This window comes from uncultured Microbacterium sp. (assembly GCF_947489255.1).
GTDB lineage: Bacteria > Actinomycetota > Actinomycetes > Actinomycetales > Microbacteriaceae > Microbacterium > Microbacterium phycohabitans.
The window spans coordinates 18,120-34,175 of sequence record NZ_CANLCY010000007.1 but is presented as its reverse complement, the minus strand read 5'-3'; the positions used below and the strand labels follow the sequence as shown (position 1 = coordinate 34,175).

General features: G+C 63.9%; 21 protein-coding genes. 18 read left to right on the top strand and 3 right to left on the bottom strand.

Annotation, left to right across the window (positions count from 1 at the left end; all coding sequences use genetic code 11):
• Nucleotides 1-21 precede the first annotated feature (21 nt).
• Complete coding sequence (locus Q0818_RS16235; protein ID WP_183420882.1) at nucleotides 22-696, bottom strand: hypothetical protein; 675 nt, start codon at nucleotides 694-696, stop codon at nucleotides 22-24.
• Complete coding sequence (locus Q0818_RS16230; RefSeq protein ID WP_183420881.1) at nucleotides 696-1,379, bottom strand: ParA family protein; 684 nt, start codon at nucleotides 1,377-1,379, stop codon at nucleotides 696-698. Before Q0818_RS16230 ends, Q0818_RS16235 begins: the two co-directional genes overlap by 1 nt.
• 747 nt (nucleotides 1,380-2,126) lie before the next feature.
• On the opposite strand from Q0818_RS16230, the gene Q0818_RS16225 reads away from it, so the two are divergent.
• From Q0818_RS16225 to Q0818_RS16205, 5 genes are read left to right on the top strand one after another with little or no spacing between them, the layout of a single operon-like run.
• Entirely contained in the window at nucleotides 2,127-2,660 is a 534-nt protein-coding gene (locus Q0818_RS16225) for a ParA family protein (protein WP_298877307.1), read from the top strand.
• Nucleotides 2,639-2,773: a hypothetical protein gene (locus tag Q0818_RS16220; protein ID WP_281369437.1), complete on the top strand. Its 135-nt coding sequence runs from the start codon at nucleotides 2,639-2,641 to the stop codon at nucleotides 2,771-2,773. The genes Q0818_RS16225 and Q0818_RS16220 overlap by 22 nt, the downstream gene beginning before the upstream one ends.
• A gap of 10 nt (nucleotides 2,774-2,783) precedes the next feature.
• Complete coding sequence (locus Q0818_RS16215; protein ID WP_298877298.1) at nucleotides 2,784-3,161, top strand: hypothetical protein; 378 nt, start codon at nucleotides 2,784-2,786, stop codon at nucleotides 3,159-3,161.
• Between the two features lies 1 nt (nucleotide 3,162).
• Nucleotides 3,163-3,678 carry a hypothetical protein gene (locus Q0818_RS16210; RefSeq protein WP_298877296.1) on the top strand — a complete coding sequence of 172 codons (516 nt, stop codon included), beginning with the start codon at nucleotides 3,163-3,165 and terminating at the stop codon, nucleotides 3,676-3,678.
• Complete coding sequence (locus Q0818_RS16205; RefSeq protein ID WP_164878236.1) at nucleotides 3,675-3,833, top strand: hypothetical protein; 159 nt, start codon at nucleotides 3,675-3,677, stop codon at nucleotides 3,831-3,833. Before Q0818_RS16210 ends, Q0818_RS16205 begins: the two co-directional genes overlap by 4 nt.
• A gap of 516 nt (nucleotides 3,834-4,349) precedes the next feature.
• On the opposite strand, the gene Q0818_RS16200 is transcribed toward Q0818_RS16205, so the two are convergent.
• Entirely contained in the window at nucleotides 4,350-4,598 is a 249-nt protein-coding gene (locus Q0818_RS16200) for a hypothetical protein (protein WP_076677871.1), read from the bottom strand.
• 77 nt (nucleotides 4,599-4,675) lie between these two features.
• Here Q0818_RS16200 and Q0818_RS16195 point away from each other — a divergent pair, with 77 nt between their 5' ends.
• The 13 genes from Q0818_RS16195 to lnt all read left to right on the top strand — a co-directional run bounded on the left by Q0818_RS16195 (nucleotide 4,676) and on the right by lnt (nucleotide 15,609).
• Complete coding sequence (locus Q0818_RS16195; RefSeq protein WP_083709110.1) at nucleotides 4,676-4,918, top strand: DUF305 domain-containing protein; 243 nt, start codon at nucleotides 4,676-4,678, stop codon at nucleotides 4,916-4,918.
• A gap of 263 nt (nucleotides 4,919-5,181) precedes the next feature.
• Nucleotides 5,182-5,562 (top strand): metalloregulator ArsR/SmtB family transcription factor, encoded by a 381-nt coding sequence (locus Q0818_RS16190; RefSeq protein ID WP_083709113.1) that lies wholly within the window; start codon nucleotides 5,182-5,184, stop codon nucleotides 5,560-5,562.
• Nucleotides 5,562-6,503, top strand: a complete 942-nt coding sequence (locus Q0818_RS16185) for a cation diffusion facilitator family transporter (protein WP_076677867.1) — start codon at nucleotides 5,562-5,564, stop codon at nucleotides 6,501-6,503. The genes Q0818_RS16190 and Q0818_RS16185 overlap by 1 nt, the downstream gene beginning before the upstream one ends.
• A 111-nt stretch (nucleotides 6,504-6,614) precedes the next feature.
• Nucleotides 6,615-7,049 carry a hypothetical protein gene (locus Q0818_RS16180; RefSeq protein ID WP_076677865.1) on the top strand — a complete coding sequence of 145 codons (435 nt, stop codon included), beginning with the start codon at nucleotides 6,615-6,617 and terminating at the stop codon, nucleotides 7,047-7,049.
• A gap of 79 nt (nucleotides 7,050-7,128) precedes the next feature.
• Complete coding sequence (locus tag Q0818_RS16175) at nucleotides 7,129-7,797, top strand: thioredoxin domain-containing protein (protein WP_076677862.1); 669 nt, start codon at nucleotides 7,129-7,131, stop codon at nucleotides 7,795-7,797.
• Complete coding sequence (locus Q0818_RS16170; RefSeq protein WP_076677860.1) at nucleotides 7,797-8,798, top strand: NAD(P)-binding domain-containing protein; 1,002 nt, start codon at nucleotides 7,797-7,799, stop codon at nucleotides 8,796-8,798. Before Q0818_RS16175 ends, Q0818_RS16170 begins: the two co-directional genes overlap by 1 nt.
• A gap of 423 nt (nucleotides 8,799-9,221) precedes the next feature.
• Nucleotides 9,222-9,764, top strand: coding sequence for a signal peptidase II (locus Q0818_RS16165; RefSeq protein ID WP_083709109.1), 543 nt, complete (start codon nucleotides 9,222-9,224; stop codon nucleotides 9,762-9,764).
• The gene (locus Q0818_RS16160) at nucleotides 9,761-10,093 is read left to right on the top strand and encodes a DUF6804 family protein (RefSeq protein WP_076677858.1); all 333 of its coding nucleotides are present in this window, start codon (nucleotides 9,761-9,763) and stop codon (nucleotides 10,091-10,093) included. The genes Q0818_RS16165 and Q0818_RS16160 overlap by 4 nt, the downstream gene beginning before the upstream one ends.
• Nucleotides 10,090-10,677 (top strand): TlpA disulfide reductase family protein, encoded by a 588-nt coding sequence (locus Q0818_RS16155; protein ID WP_076677856.1) that lies wholly within the window; start codon nucleotides 10,090-10,092, stop codon nucleotides 10,675-10,677. The genes Q0818_RS16160 and Q0818_RS16155 overlap by 4 nt, the downstream gene beginning before the upstream one ends.
• Nucleotides 10,674-11,441, top strand: coding sequence for a cytochrome c biogenesis CcdA family protein (locus Q0818_RS16150; protein WP_076677854.1), 768 nt, complete (start codon nucleotides 10,674-10,676; stop codon nucleotides 11,439-11,441). Before Q0818_RS16155 ends, Q0818_RS16150 begins: the two co-directional genes overlap by 4 nt.
• On the top strand, nucleotides 11,422-13,110 hold the full coding sequence (locus tag Q0818_RS16145; protein ID WP_076677852.1) for a cytochrome c biogenesis protein ResB: 1,689 nt from the start codon (nucleotides 11,422-11,424) through the stop codon (nucleotides 13,108-13,110). The genes Q0818_RS16150 and Q0818_RS16145 overlap by 20 nt, the downstream gene beginning before the upstream one ends.
• Before the next feature lie 10 nt (nucleotides 13,111-13,120).
• On the top strand, nucleotides 13,121-14,047 hold the full coding sequence (locus tag Q0818_RS16140) for a cytochrome c oxidase assembly protein (RefSeq protein WP_076677849.1): 927 nt from the start codon (nucleotides 13,121-13,123) through the stop codon (nucleotides 14,045-14,047).
• Nucleotides 14,044-15,609, top strand: coding sequence for an apolipoprotein N-acyltransferase (gene lnt / locus Q0818_RS16135; RefSeq protein WP_239278247.1), 1,566 nt, complete (start codon nucleotides 14,044-14,046; stop codon nucleotides 15,607-15,609). Before Q0818_RS16140 ends, lnt begins: the two co-directional genes overlap by 4 nt.
• Nucleotides 15,610-16,056 lie beyond the last annotated feature (447 nt).

Below are 16,056 nucleotides of genomic sequence, written 5' to 3'. Positions count from 1 at the left end.
CCGGACGCAGGGCCGTGCACGTCAGTCCTGGGCGGGGAGGTACGTGTCGAGTGCAACGATGACCAGGAATGTGCGCGAAGGCGCTGCGAACTCCTCGACCAGTCCGTCGAGCACCTCAAGACCGCCGGCGCTCATCCGGATTGTCCGCCGTTCGGTCTCCTCGTCGCGCGAGATTCTCTGCCGTGTCGGCTTTGCAAACAGTGAAACTCGAGCCGGCTCGTCATGACGACCGAGCTTCTTGTCGATCAGCTCCTGCAGCCGGGGGTAGGCCACCTCGACGGCCGTCATCACGGTCAGCACAAAGCTCATCTTTGTCTGCGTGTGATGAGCGTTGAGACGGGCGTTCAGAGACTTCGGCAGCTCAAGGGCGAGACCCTTCACCGACTCCCCCGCCACGTTGTCCGGAGTCGTCGACGGCCTAGCCGGCGCGCGGCGCGGCTCCGCGGGCGCCGGGCGCCGACGGGACACCTGCTTCTGTGCCGGTGTCGCCTCGTTGCCAGCTGCTTCGTCCGTCGCGACAGCCGAAGGTTCGGCGGGTTGCGTCAGCTCGACAGCGGGCGCCGAGCTATCCGGTTGGGCTTCTGTGACAGGCGGCTCAACCAAGTCCTCAACTGCCACGAGGTGCGCCTGCGCGGTGACATCCTGCGCACGCTTCGCAGAGTTCTTCAACCGCGCGGTCAGATCCATCTTTGCCATCAGTTGGCCTTCGCTTCCTCGTACCACTGCGCCGTGAGCTCGAGCGCGACCGCCGTGTAATCGAAGATCGCGTTCTGGTTCGCTCGGGTATCCGTGTACTGGGTGACGACCTTGCCCTCCATCGGCATGTCCTCCACCGTCGACGACAGACGGATGTGGTGGTTGAACCGTGGTACACCGATGCGGTCGGCGACGAACTCTCCCTCGTCGATGGCCTGCTTCCACCCGTCCAGACGCTTCTGTCCGCGGCGGGTGTCGACCTTGTTCAGCAGGAGCTTGTAAGGCACTCCCCTAGGGATGACGAACTCGTTCAACGTCCGAGTTATCGCCGGGAAGTCCAGTGTGGACGTCGTGATCGGGAGGATAGCGAAGTCAGCCAGGTCGAGCACGGCCCCCAGGACATCCTCGTCCCTCAGCGAGCCGGGGGTATCGACGATGATCGCGTCGTACTCGTTCAGGCTCTTCAGGTGACGGAGTGCCTCGGGGTCCGTCGACGGCGAGGTATCGAACGGGAGCTCGTTTTCAACGTCATCCGCCGTCTCCGCCCAGAACATCGTCGAACCCTGCGGGTCCACATCCATGACGAGGATCTTGCTGTGCTTCGACATGGCCGCGGCGAGATTCATCGACACCGACGTCTTGCCGATGCCGCCCTTCTGCCCGCACACTGCGATGACTTTCACGAGACCACTCCCCTGCTTGTTCTGTAACTGTTACGCCGGCGATGCGAAACACAGACGTTGGGTCAACAGTGCACCCGCCTATGTGTCGCGGCGGTGTTAGCGAACCCGAACGCCAACGTAGTGGCACAACAAGATGAGTACGTTTGCGACACGCCGCTGCCGCGATGTTTGGTGTACGTAACAGTTACGAAACATTAGCATTACCCGCATATACCCTAACGCCGTCCCGAAGATACATAAACATCGACCTTCAAATAGCTGTTGCCGAGGCGTTGCTCTGTTCCAGCGCAACCTGGACATCGAAGTGATGCATAGGTCTTGTTTCTTGAATACAACCCAACTCCAACAGTTAAACAAGACATATTTAACATGAGCGTCTGGTCAACATGGTTGTGCCGCTCATGTTGGCGTCGATGAACGTCTGTGTAGACGCGATGTTACGCAACAGTTGTTCAATTGTCGCCTAACATCGAAACCCGCTCGCCGGCATTGGGATAGCGGTGGTAAACAAGCGACCAGCGCCATATCGAGCCGCCCTCGGCGCCCTTCGCGACCTTGGCCTGAGCGACTCCAGCACGCTCTACGACATTGGAGCCCGCTGGACGGAGCTGGACATCACGTTGCGGGTGGAGGGGGAGTGGAAGGGACGGTACATCCCGATCGATCTCGGCCTCGACCTCCACCACGACTTGGAGAGCTGGTCACCACCGAGACCGGCGGACTACCGTTACAGGGAAGGTGCCCCAGATGACTCTTCGCATCCTCGCCGTCGTCGGGCAGAAGGGCGGCGTCGGTAAGACGACGACCGTCATGAACCTCGCCGCAGTGCTGTCAGATCATGCCCGCGTGCTCGTCGTCGACGTCGACCCGCAGCGCAGCGCGACCGATTGGGCGGAGGCGGGAGGGGACAATGTGCCCTTCGACTTCGCTACCGAGTCAGACCCCCAAGTCCTCGCCGGTCTACGGCGCACCAACGAGTACGACGTGATCGTCGTCGACACCCCGGGAAGCTTGCGGGACACCGACGTTCTCGGCGCGGTCCTCGACAACAGCGATTTCGTCATCCTGCCCATGGAACCCGCGACCATGAGCGTGAAGCCCGCAGTTCGCGTCATTCGCCAGCTGATCGAGCCGCGGAACCTGCCCTACCGAGTCCTGGTGAGCCGTGTAAAGCGCGATCCTTGCGCAAAGACGACGCGCTCGAACTCCTCGACGAGATGCACCTCCCACGCTTCCGCAGCGTCATCCGCGAATACGTCATGCACACGGACGCACCGCTGACCGGGGAAGTGGTCACCACCTACCCCCGCAGCCGAGCCACCGCCAACGCCATCGACGACTACAAAGACCTCGCCCTGGAGCTCACGAGCCTCTGGGCCAACGGAAAGAGATAGGGGATCTCCCATGGCACGCAAAACCCTCTCCTCCCTCGTCGGGCGCCTCGAGGACGATCAGCCCGCTGAGACCCCACAGCCGGCGCCCGCCGCCGCCCCCGTGGAGAAACCCGCCGAGGCGGCGCCCGCGGCCGAGGCGCCCGCGCCGAAGAAGCGCACCAAGTACCCGCCGAAGGTGTCGTTCTACCAGGAGCTTGAAGACACCGACCGCATCCGCGGTGCGATCCTGCACACGTTCGCACAAGAAGGGTTCCGCAACCTCTCGCAGTTCCTCAATGCCGCCGCGATGAAAGAGGTCGAGCGCCTCGAGGCCAAGTACAACGACGGCAAGCCGTTCCCGCCCGTCAAGGCCCGCGAACTGCCCCAGGGGCGCCCAATGGGGGTATGACGTGAGCGTTCGAGCGCGGCGCGGCTGGGCGCTGGCCGGGGTCATCCTCGCAAGCGGGGGTGTCGGGTACGGCCTTCGCAGCGCCTTCCCGCCCTACCCAGCGCTGACCACACCCGTTGTCATCGACGAAGCTCTCTGGCGCGCGATTCTGAGCGGGCCCCCGATGGCCGGCGTCTTCGCTGTCATCGCCGCCGTCATCGCCTTCACTCCCGCCATCCGCTCAACCAAAATCGCCCGCGAGAACGCCGCGCGCGAACAGTGGTGGAACCGCGCGCAATGGGCCCTAGGGCTGGCCGCATCCGATGACCAGGAAGACCGCGAGGTCGCAAACGACGCCCTCCAGGCCCTGCTCGAGGACGCGACCCCCACCGAAGGCAAGATGATCTACCGCACGATCAAGAACCTTCAACGCCCAGCCGCCGTAGACACGCCCGCAATCGCGACGGAAAATAGACCGAGAAGGAAGGTGATCAGATGGCTCGGCATTCCCGCTCGTCCTTCACCGGACGCTTCGTGACATCGCACAAGGGCAGCCTCCAGCGCCGCATCGCGGCAGGCGAGGCCGACCCGATCAGCGATCGCGAGCGCGCACAGCTTCAAGAGATCCGCCAGACCTACATCCGCAGATTCGGCGTCGACCCCGAGGCCCAGACGGTCTCCAAGACCGCCTGACACGCGCTGAGAAGGGACCGTGCCCACGGGGCCGGTCCCTTCCTTCGTTCTCGAGCATCACCACATCAGCTGCTCGCACCGGATACATGCCGATCTTGCGCAAGGGAGAGCACGGTCCAGGGTGCGGCAACGCCGCATCGCGTCGCGACGCGCAGCGCCCTTGACGGTGATCGACCGCGTGCCACGATCCCAGCATCCGGGGGAGGGGTGAATCACTTTCCGGACTCGCTCCCGGGGGCGCGCCCGAAGATGACTTACGGTCCATCTAGACATTTGTCTCATGGAGTCCGTCTTCGTTCTCAAAGGAGAAACGTCATGCCCCGACAGCGTCCGCAACCGCGGCCTTCCCTGATAGGTGAGCGTCCCGCCAGTTCCGACAACGCCCCTCACGCGGGGAGCTCGCCCCGTCGCCGGTCAACGCTGGCTGGTGGGAGCATTTTCGATCCCCCGTTTATGCCAACGGTACACGGGGACATTCCTGTGGCCGAAGGTGATGAGGGCCGAGCGCGATAGTCCTCACTTCCGGTTGCTCGTCGAGGGACCGGTGTGCTTGACGTACTCCGCCCAGGTGCATTCCACTGCGAGCTTCATCCCGTCCTCGGGAAAATAGCCGATTAGTTGCCGCTGAGCCGGGTCATCGTGGAACGTCACCGAGCGCAGCAGCTTCCGCCCCTGCACCTCGACCACGCGCACAATCGCGATTCGTCTGCTGCGGTCGAAGACGAGCCACACCCCCGGCTCGGGGGAGCGCTGCAGCTGAGACATCGGAGACCAAACCTGTACCACGCGCGGCCCTCACGCCCCGTTGACGGTCATGAGCCGTTGATCCCGCCACCGGCAGCATGGACCACGGCGGCGGCATGATGAGCGAAGACGACATGCAATCGCTCAAGCAGGCCACCGGAACCGACGCCGCCCGGCTGTTCCTCCAGCAGATGATCGAGCACCACCGCGGTGCCATCGACATGGCCCTGGAAGAAGCGACCAACGGCCAGAACAGCGACGCCGTCGCACTCGCCAACACCATCATCGAGGCGCAGACCTCCGAGATCGCCACGATGGAGGAGCTTCTCGCCACTCTCTGATCCCGCCCGGGGTGGGGCGCGGAAAGCCCACCGCGCCCCACCACCTGATCAGACGAAACGCACCCTGTGGCGCGACTACAACTACCACCGCGCGCCGGTCTCCGGCCCCGCGCCTTGTCCTTCACCACCCTCACCGCAATCGTCGCGCTTGCTCTGTGGGCGAGCATTCGGGTGGCCCACTGATCCGGCGAGAATGAGCATGGTTCCCAGTTGGATGCAGACGTGACGGACACGGCATTTGACGATATCATCGCTATGTGGCGATGAATAAAGAGGGTGGTCTACTCGATCCTGACGCGACCGCTGTGTACGCGCACCTATTCGACGCGCTTGGGGACCCCACGCGATTGGCGGTTCTCCAGCATCTGGCGTCCGGCGAGCATCGCGTCCGGGATCTCGTCCAGCACCTCGGATTGGCGCAATCAACCGTAAGTAAGCACCTCAGCTTCCTGCGGGACTGCCGACTAGTCACTGTTCGCTCGGAGGGTCGGGCTTCCTGGTTCGATCTTGCGCAACCTGTGGCGACTGCGGCTCTCATTAACGCCGCCGAACTCCTGCTGAGAGACACCGGCACGCGTGTCACGCTATGCGCTCACCTTCATCAGCCTGGTGAAGACTTCGCCCTTGGAACGGACGCGGCCTGATGGGCGCCGGTCACACGCACGCACCGTCTACCGGCGCGGCCGGGCATCCGACCGACCATCGGGCGCGTCTCTGGATTGCGTTTGCAATCACCGCGGCAATCGCCGTGACTCAAGCGGTTGGATCCTTCTTTACCGGCAGTCTTGCCCTCCTCACGGACACGGCCCACGCACTCACTGACGCATCCGGACTTCTCGTTGCACTCATCGCCGCGACGCTGGTGCTGCGGCCGGCTAGTGCGCGACGCACGTGGGGGTTCCGTCGCATCGAAGTTATCGCTGCCTTCGGGCAAGCGGCTCTGTTGATGGCGGTAGGGGGTTACACAGCCATCGAGGGGGTACGCCGGCTCTTCGAGCCCCCGGAGGTGCCAGCTGCGGAACTGCTGGGTTTTGGAGTCGTTGGGTTAGTCGCGAACGTCATCGCCATCTTCGTGCTGTCTTCCAGTCGCGGAGCTAACTTCAACATGCGGGCAGCGTATCTGGAAGTGCTGAATGACGCGCTGGGATCACTGGGGGTTATCGTCGCGGCTGTCGTCATCTGGACGACGGGTTTCTTTCAAGCGGACGCCATCGCCGGTCTTTTCATCGCCGCTCTCATCGTGCCGCGTGCGTTCAAGTTGCTACGCGAGACGTCGTCGGTGTTGATGGAGTTCACCCCCGACGGTTTGGACTTGGACGATGTGAGATCTCACATTCTCCAACTCGACCACGTCATAGACGTCCATGACCTACACGCCTCGACAGTCGCCACCGGCCTGCCGACAATCAGCGCGCATGTCGTGGTTGAAGACGAATGCTTCACGGACGGACACGCAGCCGCTGTCCTTAAGGACGTCAGAGCATGTGTGGCTCAACACTTCGAGGTGTCCGTGCTGCACTCCACCTTCCAGATTGAGACAGCCGACCTGCAAGATTCGGAACCCGGGGATGTCCGTCACGCTTAATCGCGGGCGCCGAACCGCTCGAACGGGCGTGTTCGCAGCCCGATCGCATATCGGCACACCGTCGGCCGTTCCCAGCCATTCGCCCAGAACCTCTCCGTACACTGGCTGCTGATGTATACCGACGCTCACGCCCGGCGCTCAGCGCTGGCGAAAGAGCACGGAGCGATAACGCGACTCATTACCATCATCGCCCTCGGGGCCCTCCTGCTGCTCGGAGTCGTGGCCCTCAACCATGGCGACAACGCCCCGGTAAGCGGTGTGGTCGCGACGGCATCTGACACTGCGCCGCACGACCCGGCCGCACCCGTCGCTACCTCTATCGTCGAGGCGAGCGTGTACGACGTATCGCCCGGAATGGCGCTGTGCGTTCTCGGCGTCGTCTGCGGATTCGTGCTGTACCTCGTTGTTCATCTCCTGGTGCGCCGCGGACCGGCTGGGATCACACTCGTCTGGCGCGCCCTCCCGCCGTCTTTGATCCACCCGGTGTCCGGCAGGCCTGAGGGCCACGCCCTCACAATCGCGCAACTGGGTATCTCTAGAACCTGACATCGGCACGTCGCCCCCGCGGCGACACTCATCCCGGGCAACCCGGGCTTTTCTTGTGCCGTCAAGTGTTGGAGTACCCATGAAAATCAACTGGAAGGCGACGGTCATTACCGCCGCCGTCGCCGTCGCGGTCGTCGCGGGGGCTGTCATCTATGTCCTAGTCGATCAGAACAACACCCGCGTTGCCGCCGAGGAACGGGGAGGAGGGTCGATAGCGGTTGTTAGAGACGACTCCCACGTCCTCGACGACGCCGGCGACGGCGCCATCACCATCGTGGAGTTCTTGGACTTCGAGTGCGAAGCCTGCGGCGCCTACTACCCCGTCGTCGAAGAGCTTCGTGTGAAGTATGAGGGACAGATCAACTACGTCGTTCGCTACTTCCCCCTTCCCGGCCACATCAACTCCGAAAACTCAGCGGTCGCTGCGGAGGCCGCGGCAGCCCAGGGACGCTTCGAAGACATGTACAACCGTCTCTTTGAGACGCAAGCACAGTGGGGGGAGTCTCAGCAAAGCCAAGCGGAGCTGTTCCGCTCGTACGCGACCGAGTTGGGCTTGGATATGACGGCCTACGACGAAGCTGTCGCCGACCCTGCCACTCTCGAGCGCGTTCGATCCGACCTCGACGACGGACGCGCCCTCGGCGTGGACCGAACCCCTACGTTCTTCGTCGACGGCGAACCTCTTGTCATTGAACGATGGAACGACCTTGAAAGTGCCATCACCACCCGCTTGGACGGCACCCCCTAGTGGCGGGCCTGTCACACCGACGAGTCATCATCGTGGGCGCAGGGCAGGCTGGATTGGCAACTGCAGCGGCACTGATCGCTCGCGGCATGGAACCGCAGCGTGACTTCGTGGTCATCGACAGTTCCGCGCGGGGACAACGCACGTGGAGTGCGCGCTGGCCTTCTATGCGGTTGCTCAGCAATGCTGAGCACTCCAGCTTCCCCCGCAGACCACTGGAGGGTGACCCGTATCGGTACCCCACCCCGGGAGACATCGAAGGCTATCTACACAGATTCGAAGCGGAGCTCGGGGTAAACCCCGTCTGGGGTGTCCAGGCCCTCGCCGTGACTCGCCACGGCAACGGCCCAACCCTGCTCTTGAGCACCACGGTTGGCGAAGTGCAGACCCGCAACGTCGTGTGCGCTACCGGCGCCGCAGCACGTCCCCGATTTCCGAAATGGGCCGCGGACGCCGAAGTCGAAGGAGTACAGATGCACACCAACGCCTACAGAACACCCGAGCAGATTCCGCGAGGCCGGGTACTTATTGTCGGCGGTGGTATCGCCGGGACGGAAGTTGCTTCCGACCTCGCGAAGTCGCACGACGTCACTCTGGCGGTCCGCACCCGACGGGCTGAAGCGCATCCGCGGCAATTCCCCACCCAGCCGCGCGTCTCACCGTGGCGGCGCGTGAAGATCGCCCCAGAACCCCTCTACGACGCACTCCGAGATAAAGGCGTCTCCATTCGAGCCGAGACGATTGGGGTGGACGGGGCCAAGTTCGCCTTCGCGGATGGCTACCGGCAGGCCTACCAGTCAGTCGTGTTCGCCACCGGGTACGAAGCGGGCGACGAGTGGTTGCCCACGCAGCCGCAGCTTCAGCGACGCATCCCCACCGCGACGACGCTACCCGGTCTGTTCGTTGCCGGAATCCCCGTGCACAGCCAGGCCAGAGCTAACACCCTTCCCGGGGTATGGACGGACGCGGCTCGTATTGCCCGATTCATCTACGCCCGACCTTGAAAAGACCAATGAGATTCTTCCTCGTATCCAGACCTCGCCATCGCGCAACGCAGGTCACGGTGACGCTGTGCGCCACTGTCGCTCTTAGCGCCGCCCTCATCGTTGCAGGACCCGCCGCGCCGACCTTTGCTGTCGTGGCCCCGGCGCTGAGCTCGGCCATGGATGTCAGCTTCACCACTGCGCCTCTGAGCGTCGAACGTTCAGGAACCACCGTAACGAGCTCCGAGACTCCATCACCTGGGCACCAGACCCATCCTCATTCCACGGCCACCCCACGCGCGGACGGTCGAGGAGTGCCCACCGGCGGTGGCGAGGTCGCTCCCGTGCTGGGAGTCTCCGCGGTGGCGATGATTCTCGGCGGAGCGCTGGTCACGCTTCTGGTCACAGCGCGGCGAACCCGCCACCTCCGGAAGGGCCAAGAAGGTGACCGCTGAGAAGACGCGGCCGTTCGCCGTCGCCTGCATGGTGGCAGCGGCCGCGGTGTTGATAGACCAGTTCAGTAAAGCCATCGCCCTGACTGCGCTTGCCGACGGGAGACGGGTGCCCATTATTGGGGACGCATTCGGTCTGCAACTCGCCTTCAACCCCGGCGCGGTGCTGGGAACGGGCTCGGGCATGACCTGGGTTCTCACCTTGATAGGCGTGGCAGCCGTTGCCGGGCTTTTCGTCCTGGCGGCCCGCGCGCGAACGGTGGGATGGGCGGGTGGTGTGGGGCTATTCCTCGGTGGAGCTGTCGGCAACCTCATCGACCGTTTCATGTCGCCGCCAGGATTCGCAATCGGCCACGTCACCGACTTCCTTGCATACGGGCGTCTGTTCATCGGCAACTTGGCAGACGTCTTCCTCGCCGCTGGAGCGATAGCGGTTGCAGTGATGCTGATGCTCCGCCAACGCGCCCACAGTGGCACCAAGGTCGCGCCTGCCACACCACCCACGTTCGGGGTTCCCCCGGAGGACAAGCAATGAAAAAGACCAAGACGCCATCTCGGTATCAACGAAACGCCCTCGCCCCCGGTCTGATCGCCGCAGCCGCCCTGTTCGTGGCGCCAGCGCTGCTGGACAGCGGCTGGTTCACGCTTGTGCGCTTCATCGTGGCAATCTTGGCGCTCATCGTCGCCTCGTTCGCCTACCAGGAGCGGCAGCTGTGGTGGGTGCCGGTGTTTGCTGTGATCGCGGTGGCATGGAACCCGGTGCTCCCCATCCCCGCTGAAGGTGTTGTCTGGACCGCGGCGCAACCCGCAGCCGCAGTCGTCTTCCTTGTCGCGGGAGCCATCATCAAGAGGGAGCGGGCATGAATCGCAAACTCCTCGCCCTCGGCACGGCGCTCATCATCGTCGGCGTGATGAGCGGTTGCACCGCCACGACCCAAACAACGGACGCCGGCGCGGGCGCATCGTTCTCCGATGGGAATTTCCAAGTGGCCGAGATTGCCCCGTCGGACAGAGGCGAACCCGTTCAGTTCGAAGGCGTCATCGAAACCGGTGAAACCGTCACCAGCGACGACTACCGAGGTGAGGTGCTCGTGGTGAACTTCTGGTACGCCGCCTGCGGACCGTGCATCGTCGAGGCTCCCATGCTCGAGGAGGTCTTTCTGCGCTTCCAGAACGAGGAAGTCGACTTCCTCGGAGTGAACACCTACGACCAAGCTGAGACAGCACTCTCTTTCGCGCGCGAGAACAACGTCACCTATCCCAGCGTCATCGACGTCAATGACGGTCAGGTGAAACTCGCCTTCGCGCAACTCACCCCGATCCAGGCCACACCCACAACGCTCGTAATGGACCGCCAGGGTCGCCTCGCCGCCCGCATCATCGGCCAACTTCCCAGCGCGTCCATCCTGTCCACCATCGTCGCGGACACGCTGGCGGAGAGACCATGAGCGCCGGGGCGCTCGTCGTCGACGGCGCACTCTGGCTTGCCATCCCCCTCGCCCTGGTCGCCGGTCTCATCTCCTTCCTATCGCCCTGTGTCCTACCGCTGGTGCCCGGCTACCTCGGGTACCTCGGCGGTGTGGCCGCCCCTCCCACCTCCACAACCGGAGGAGACGGTGCGACGACGGTCACCACACGCCCGCGGCTCGTAGCAGGCGTCCTGCTCTTCATCGCCGGATTTACTGTGGTCTTCGTCGCCGTGACCGTCTTGGGGGGATTCTTCGGGGTGGCGCTCTCGCGCTACGCCGATCTCCTTACCCGCGTCTTCGGCATTGTGAACATCGTCCTGGGGCTGGTCTTCACAGGCGCAATCCGGCTTGGACAGCGTGGCATGCGTCCGACCCTCCGTCGTCGAGCCGGGCTCGTCGGCGCTCCGCTTCTCGGGTTCTCACTTGGTGTCGGCTGGACACCGTGCATTGGCCCCACACTCGCAGCAATCCTGTCCGTGTCGTGGAACCTTGGTGACCCCGCCCGAGCCGGGCTCCTCGGTCTGTCTTACTCACTCGGCCTCGGAGTGCCCTTCCTCGTACTGGCGCTCGGATGGGGGTGGGCTGCGCGGTCCGTCACAGTCCTCCGCACTCACATCCGCACACTCAACCTCATCGGAGGCGCCGTGCTCATCCTGCTCGGGCTGCTCATGGTGACGGGCGTGTGGACCTCGCTCATGTCACTTCTGCAACAGGTGGTAATCAATGTCCCCCTCCCGCTCTGATACCCGCCACGTCGATTCAGACCCGCGGCGGCCGGCGGACCATCCTGACGGGGCCCCGAACGATCAAGACGGCCCACAGGTAAAGCTGGATGGCAAAGGGTGGCTCCGCTGGACATGGCGCCAGCTCACCAGCATGCGCACCGCGCTCATCCTCCTGCTCTCCCTCGCCCTGGCCGCAGTACCCGGCTCACTGTTTCCTCAACGAGGCGCCGACCCCAACGGCGTCATCCAATGGGAGCGCAACAACCCCGAGTGGTTCCCGTTCCTCGACGCCGTCGGATTGTTCGACGTTTACTACTCGCCCTGGTTCTCGTCCATTTATCTGCTGCTGTTCGTATCCCTCATCGGGTGCGTCATCCCGCGGGCGAAACACCACTACCGCGCTCTCAAAGGACAACCGCCGCGCACACCCATCCGGTTCGCTCGACTCCCCGAACACCTCGAGCGAGCCATCCCCGGCGAGCATCTCACCCCCGCGGCAGCTTTGGATCTTGCCGAAACAGAACTCGCCCGGCGTCGCTATCGCGTCCGCCGCTACGACGGGAAGGGGTGGACCTCCGTTTCGGCCGAACGCGGGTACCTCCGCGAGACCGGCAACCTGCTCTTTCACATCGCCCTGGTCGGCGTGCTCGTCTCCGTCGTCGTCGGCAAGGCGTTCGCCTACACCGGCCAGCGCGTCGTGGTGGAGGGGACAACCTTCGTCAACACCCTCAGCGACTTCTCCTCCTTCGACCCCGGCCGTTTCGCGGACGGATCCAACCTGACGCCGTACTCCCTCACGCTGGACCGTTTCGACGTCACCTACCAGCCAGCAGGCTCCCCTGGCGGTGGGCAAGCGGGCGACTTCGCCGCCAACGTCACGATCAGATCCCCCGGAGCAGACGACCGAACCGAGCGGGTGGTCGTCAACTACCCCATCACTGTAGGGACCGACCGCATCCATCTCCTCGGAAACGGTTACGCGCCTACCCTCACCATCCGTGACGCGGAAGGTCAGATCGTTTATAGCGACTCACTACCCTTCCTCCCGCAAGACTCCAACATGACCTCACTAGGCGTCGTGAAAGTTCCGGATGGCTTGCCGCAGCAGCTCGGGCTGATCGGCTTTTTCTACCCCACACAGGACACCTTGCCCTCAGGTGCCGCCACCTCGATCTACCCCGACGTAATCAACCCCGTCATCACCCTCAACGCATTCGCAGGCGACCTGGGCATCGACGATGGAACCCCCCGTTCCGTCTACGCCCTGGAAGTTGACCAACTCACCCAGCTCACCGGCGGCAACACCGGACAGGAATCCATTGAACTCAGGCCCGGTACCACCGGTGCGCTGCCCAACGGGTGGGGCACCATCACCTGGGAGGAAGCCGACGGTGCTCCGGTGAAACGGTTCGCGTCCCTGCAGATCCAACGCGACCCCAGCAGCGGCTGGGTCCTCGCGTTCTCTGTGCTGGCCTGCGTCGGGCTGTTCACCGGACTTCTCATACCTCGCCGCCGAATCTGGGTGAAAGTCCACCACTCGGCGACCACAACCGACTCGACGATCCACGTGGAGTACGCCGCCCTCGCCCGAGGAGACGACCCGGGGCTTGCCCGCGCGGTCCAGCACCTAGCGGAGGCTCACACAGAAGTGTGTGAGCGGGCGAATACGGCCGCGCAGCCACGATAGGTCCACAGCTATGAACGCCCCCCTCGACCTTGGCGACTACCTGCTGCCCGCAGCGCACCCCTTTACCCTTTTGCCGGGCGCCGCAACGGTGATGGCCACCATCTACCTCCTCGGGGCGCTGCGTCTGTGGCGGCAGCATCGACGGTGGTCGGTGTTGCGCACGGTGAGCTTCGTCTCCGGCTGCGCAGCCCTCGCCGCCGTCACCGGCCTCGCTGTAGAGGACTACGGCAAAGCCCTGCTTTCGGTGTTCATGTTTCAGCAGCTGACATTGATGATGGCCATCCCACCGCTGCTCGTGCTCGGTTCCCCGGGAACCCTTCTGCTGCGTGCCACCCCGCACCGCGGCGTCGGAAAAAGTGTCCTCAAAGTGGCGCACGGCGCGTTGCGGTGGCGAGGGTCAAGATGGGCCCTAAGCCCCTGGGTCGCATTACCCGCCTACCTCGCGGCCTTCTACGGCCTGTACATCGCAGATCTGCTCGATCCCGTCCTAGCCCTCCCCGGCGGTCACACCGCCTTAGAATCGGCGTTCCTGATCAGCGGGATCCTGTTCACCATCCCGGTGCTCTCCACAGATCCACTACCGGTCCGCATGAGCCACGGAGGACGGGCACTCGACCTTTTCGCTGAGGCAGCGTTGCACGCCTTCTTCGGGGTGTTCCTCATGATGGCGACCAGTCTGGTAGTAGGAACATTCGCTGAATCGACCATTGCCCTAGGGATCGACCCCATCGAGGACCAACGCGTAGCCGGCGGTCTTGCATGGTCCTATGGCGAGGCGCCCACACTCATCATGATCCTGATCGTGATGCACCGGTGGTTCCGGCACGACTCCGTTCGTGACGCCGCCGCAAGCAGATGGGCGGACGCGCACGGGGATCCAGAGCTCGACGAGTACAACGAGTACCTGCGCCGTCTAGAGAAAGGCGGGTCCGCATGACAGCACTTCGAGGGGCAACCGGCGCGCTGCGCATGCCCTCTATGTGGACCAGCGGCACGGATTCCTTGCCCGTGACGGCGGCGTTGCCCTTGGCGGCAGCGGCGGGGTTGCTGATGGATGCGGCCACACCGGACCTCGGATGGTGGCCGCTTGCTTTCGTGAGCGTGACGATCCTGCTCGCGGCTCTCCTCGGAAGAGGCACGCTCGCTTCCTTCGTCGTGGGTTGCGTCTTCGGGGCCGTGTTCAACCTTGCCCACCTCGTATGGGTGGCGCAATTCCTCGGACCAGTGCCCTGGTTGGCCCTCAGCGCCCTGCAGACAGTCCTGATCGGTGTCAGCAGCATAACCATCACCCTCACCTACCGTTGGGTGAAGGTACGTAGGCTCGGCGGGGCCTTAGACCTGCTGGGTATCCCCGCGCTGGTAGCAGCCCTGTGGGCCGCGCGGGAAGTACTTGTCGGAATGTGGCCGTACTCGGGCTTCCCCTGGGCACGGGTAGGAATGACGCAAGTGTCGGGACCATTTCCTGAAGTGGCGTCCTGGGTGGGAACGACGGGTGTGACCTTCCTCGTCGTGGGCGTGTGCGCCGCCCTCGTGCAGGCCCTCAGACCGGGGCGTCGCACTCTGCGTGCCGGCGTGCCGGCGCTCGTGGGAGTCCTGCTCATGGCGGTCACACCCCAGTACGCCACCCGGAGTATCGGAACGTTCACCGTCGGGTGGGTCCAAGGCAACGGGCCGGCAGGCTATTTCGACGACCGCAACGAAGGCGACATGCTCCGAGCCCAAGCATCAACATCGAAAACGATTCGGGGCCAGCAGATGGACGTGCTCGCCTGGCCAGAGGGCTCCGTGGACATCGACCCGGCGTCTTCAGAACCCACACGTCGAGTGCTGAGTGAAATCTCCGCCGCGTACGGTGCCCCGCTCCTAATGAACGCCGCAACCACGAGAGGCGAGCAAACGTTCAACTCAACCATGCTGTGGACGACGGACGGTAGCGAGCAGAGCTACGACAAACTCAACCCCGTCCCGTTCGGCGAATACGTGCCCGACCGGTGGCTGTTTGAACGTCTCGCACCTGACCTTGTCAGTCTGATCCAGAGGGAGTACACCCCAGGCAGATCGGCGCCAGTGATGGATATAGGAGGCACCCGCGTCGGGCTGGCGATCTGTTTCGACGTCATCTACGACGACGTGATCTTCGATGCAGCACGGCAAGGCGCGCAGGTCTACATCTTCCAGACAAACAACGCCGACTTCCGCGGAACAGACGAGAACGTGCAGCAGCTCGCCATCGCGCGAATGCGAGCCATCGAAACCGGGCGCGCAGTGGTCAACGTCTCCACCGTGGGAACAAGCCAAGTGATCAACCCCGATGGGTCGACCGAAGAGACCATCGGGGTGGACACGGCCGCTGGCCGAGTGAGCGAGGTGCCGCTACGGGCGGGGATCACGCCGGCGAGCTGGCTCAGCCCCACCATCGAAATTGCAATGGTCGTTGCATCGGCCGGTGTGCTGTTGTGCGTTCGTCTGCGCATCCACGTTCGTGCGCGGAAACGGTGATGAGCTGGACAAACGGCAGACCGCATCGCGCACCCCGCGCGAGCAGCGCACGCTTGGCCTCCGATGCCAGGCTGCCCCGGCTTGGCTGTGACGGCCAGTTCGGATTGGTACCATCGCTGCGATGCCGGTAAGCACGGGACGCGCCCCACTTGGGGCCAGTACCGCCTCCGTCGTGAGAATGAGGATCATCGCCAGCCTCGTCCTAATCTTGATGTGTCTGCTCGCTGTATGGTCAAGCAGCCACTCTGATGCTTCCACGACCTCCGATGCGGCGTCCGCGACCCACACGTGGGAGAGCGATCAAGGTAGTCGAACAGTCCTCGATGAGCCCGCCGGTGACGTTGTCAACAGCCTGACGCAGGCTCTCCCAGCGGCGGCCGTAGCGCTATGCCTGGTAGGCGTGTGTGTGGCGGGAATGCTGCTGGAGCATCGCTTCCGTCTCATGCG

Bases quoted from the DNA above. Each gene is read 5' to 3' on its own strand.
- Q0818_RS16235 (WP_183420882.1), bottom strand. From the start codon at position 696: ATGGCAAAGATGGATCTGACCGCGCGGTTGAAGAACTCTGCGAAGCGT.
- Q0818_RS16225 (WP_298877307.1), top strand. From the start codon at position 2,127: ATGACTCTTCGCATCCTCGCCGTCGTCGGGCAGAAGGGCGGCGTCGGT.
- Q0818_RS16220 (WP_281369437.1), top strand. From the start codon at position 2,639: ATGCACACGGACGCACCGCTGACCGGGGAAGTGGTCACCACCTACCCC.
- Q0818_RS16215 (WP_298877298.1), top strand. From the start codon at position 2,784: ATGGCACGCAAAACCCTCTCCTCCCTCGTCGGGCGCCTCGAGGACGAT.
- Q0818_RS16200 (WP_076677871.1), bottom strand. From the start codon at position 4,598: ATGTCTCAGCTGCAGCGCTCCCCCGAGCCGGGGGTGTGGCTCGTCTTC.
- Q0818_RS16195 (WP_083709110.1), top strand. From the start codon at position 4,676: ATGGACCACGGCGGCGGCATGATGAGCGAAGACGACATGCAATCGCTC.
- Q0818_RS16190 (WP_083709113.1), top strand. From the start codon at position 5,182: ATGAATAAAGAGGGTGGTCTACTCGATCCTGACGCGACCGCTGTGTAC.
- Q0818_RS16185 (WP_076677867.1), top strand. From the start codon at position 5,562: ATGGGCGCCGGTCACACGCACGCACCGTCTACCGGCGCGGCCGGGCAT.
- Q0818_RS16180 (WP_076677865.1), top strand. From the start codon at position 6,615: ATGTATACCGACGCTCACGCCCGGCGCTCAGCGCTGGCGAAAGAGCAC.
- Q0818_RS16175 (WP_076677862.1), top strand. From the start codon at position 7,129: ATGAAAATCAACTGGAAGGCGACGGTCATTACCGCCGCCGTCGCCGTC.
- Q0818_RS16160 (WP_076677858.1), top strand. From the start codon at position 9,761: ATGAAAAAGACCAAGACGCCATCTCGGTATCAACGAAACGCCCTCGCC.
- Q0818_RS16155 (WP_076677856.1), top strand. From the start codon at position 10,090: ATGAATCGCAAACTCCTCGCCCTCGGCACGGCGCTCATCATCGTCGGC.
- Q0818_RS16150 (WP_076677854.1), top strand. From the start codon at position 10,674: ATGAGCGCCGGGGCGCTCGTCGTCGACGGCGCACTCTGGCTTGCCATC.
- Q0818_RS16145 (WP_076677852.1), top strand. From the start codon at position 11,422: ATGTCCCCCTCCCGCTCTGATACCCGCCACGTCGATTCAGACCCGCGG.
- Q0818_RS16140 (WP_076677849.1), top strand. From the start codon at position 13,121: ATGAACGCCCCCCTCGACCTTGGCGACTACCTGCTGCCCGCAGCGCAC.
- lnt (WP_239278247.1), top strand. From the start codon at position 14,044: ATGACAGCACTTCGAGGGGCAACCGGCGCGCTGCGCATGCCCTCTATG.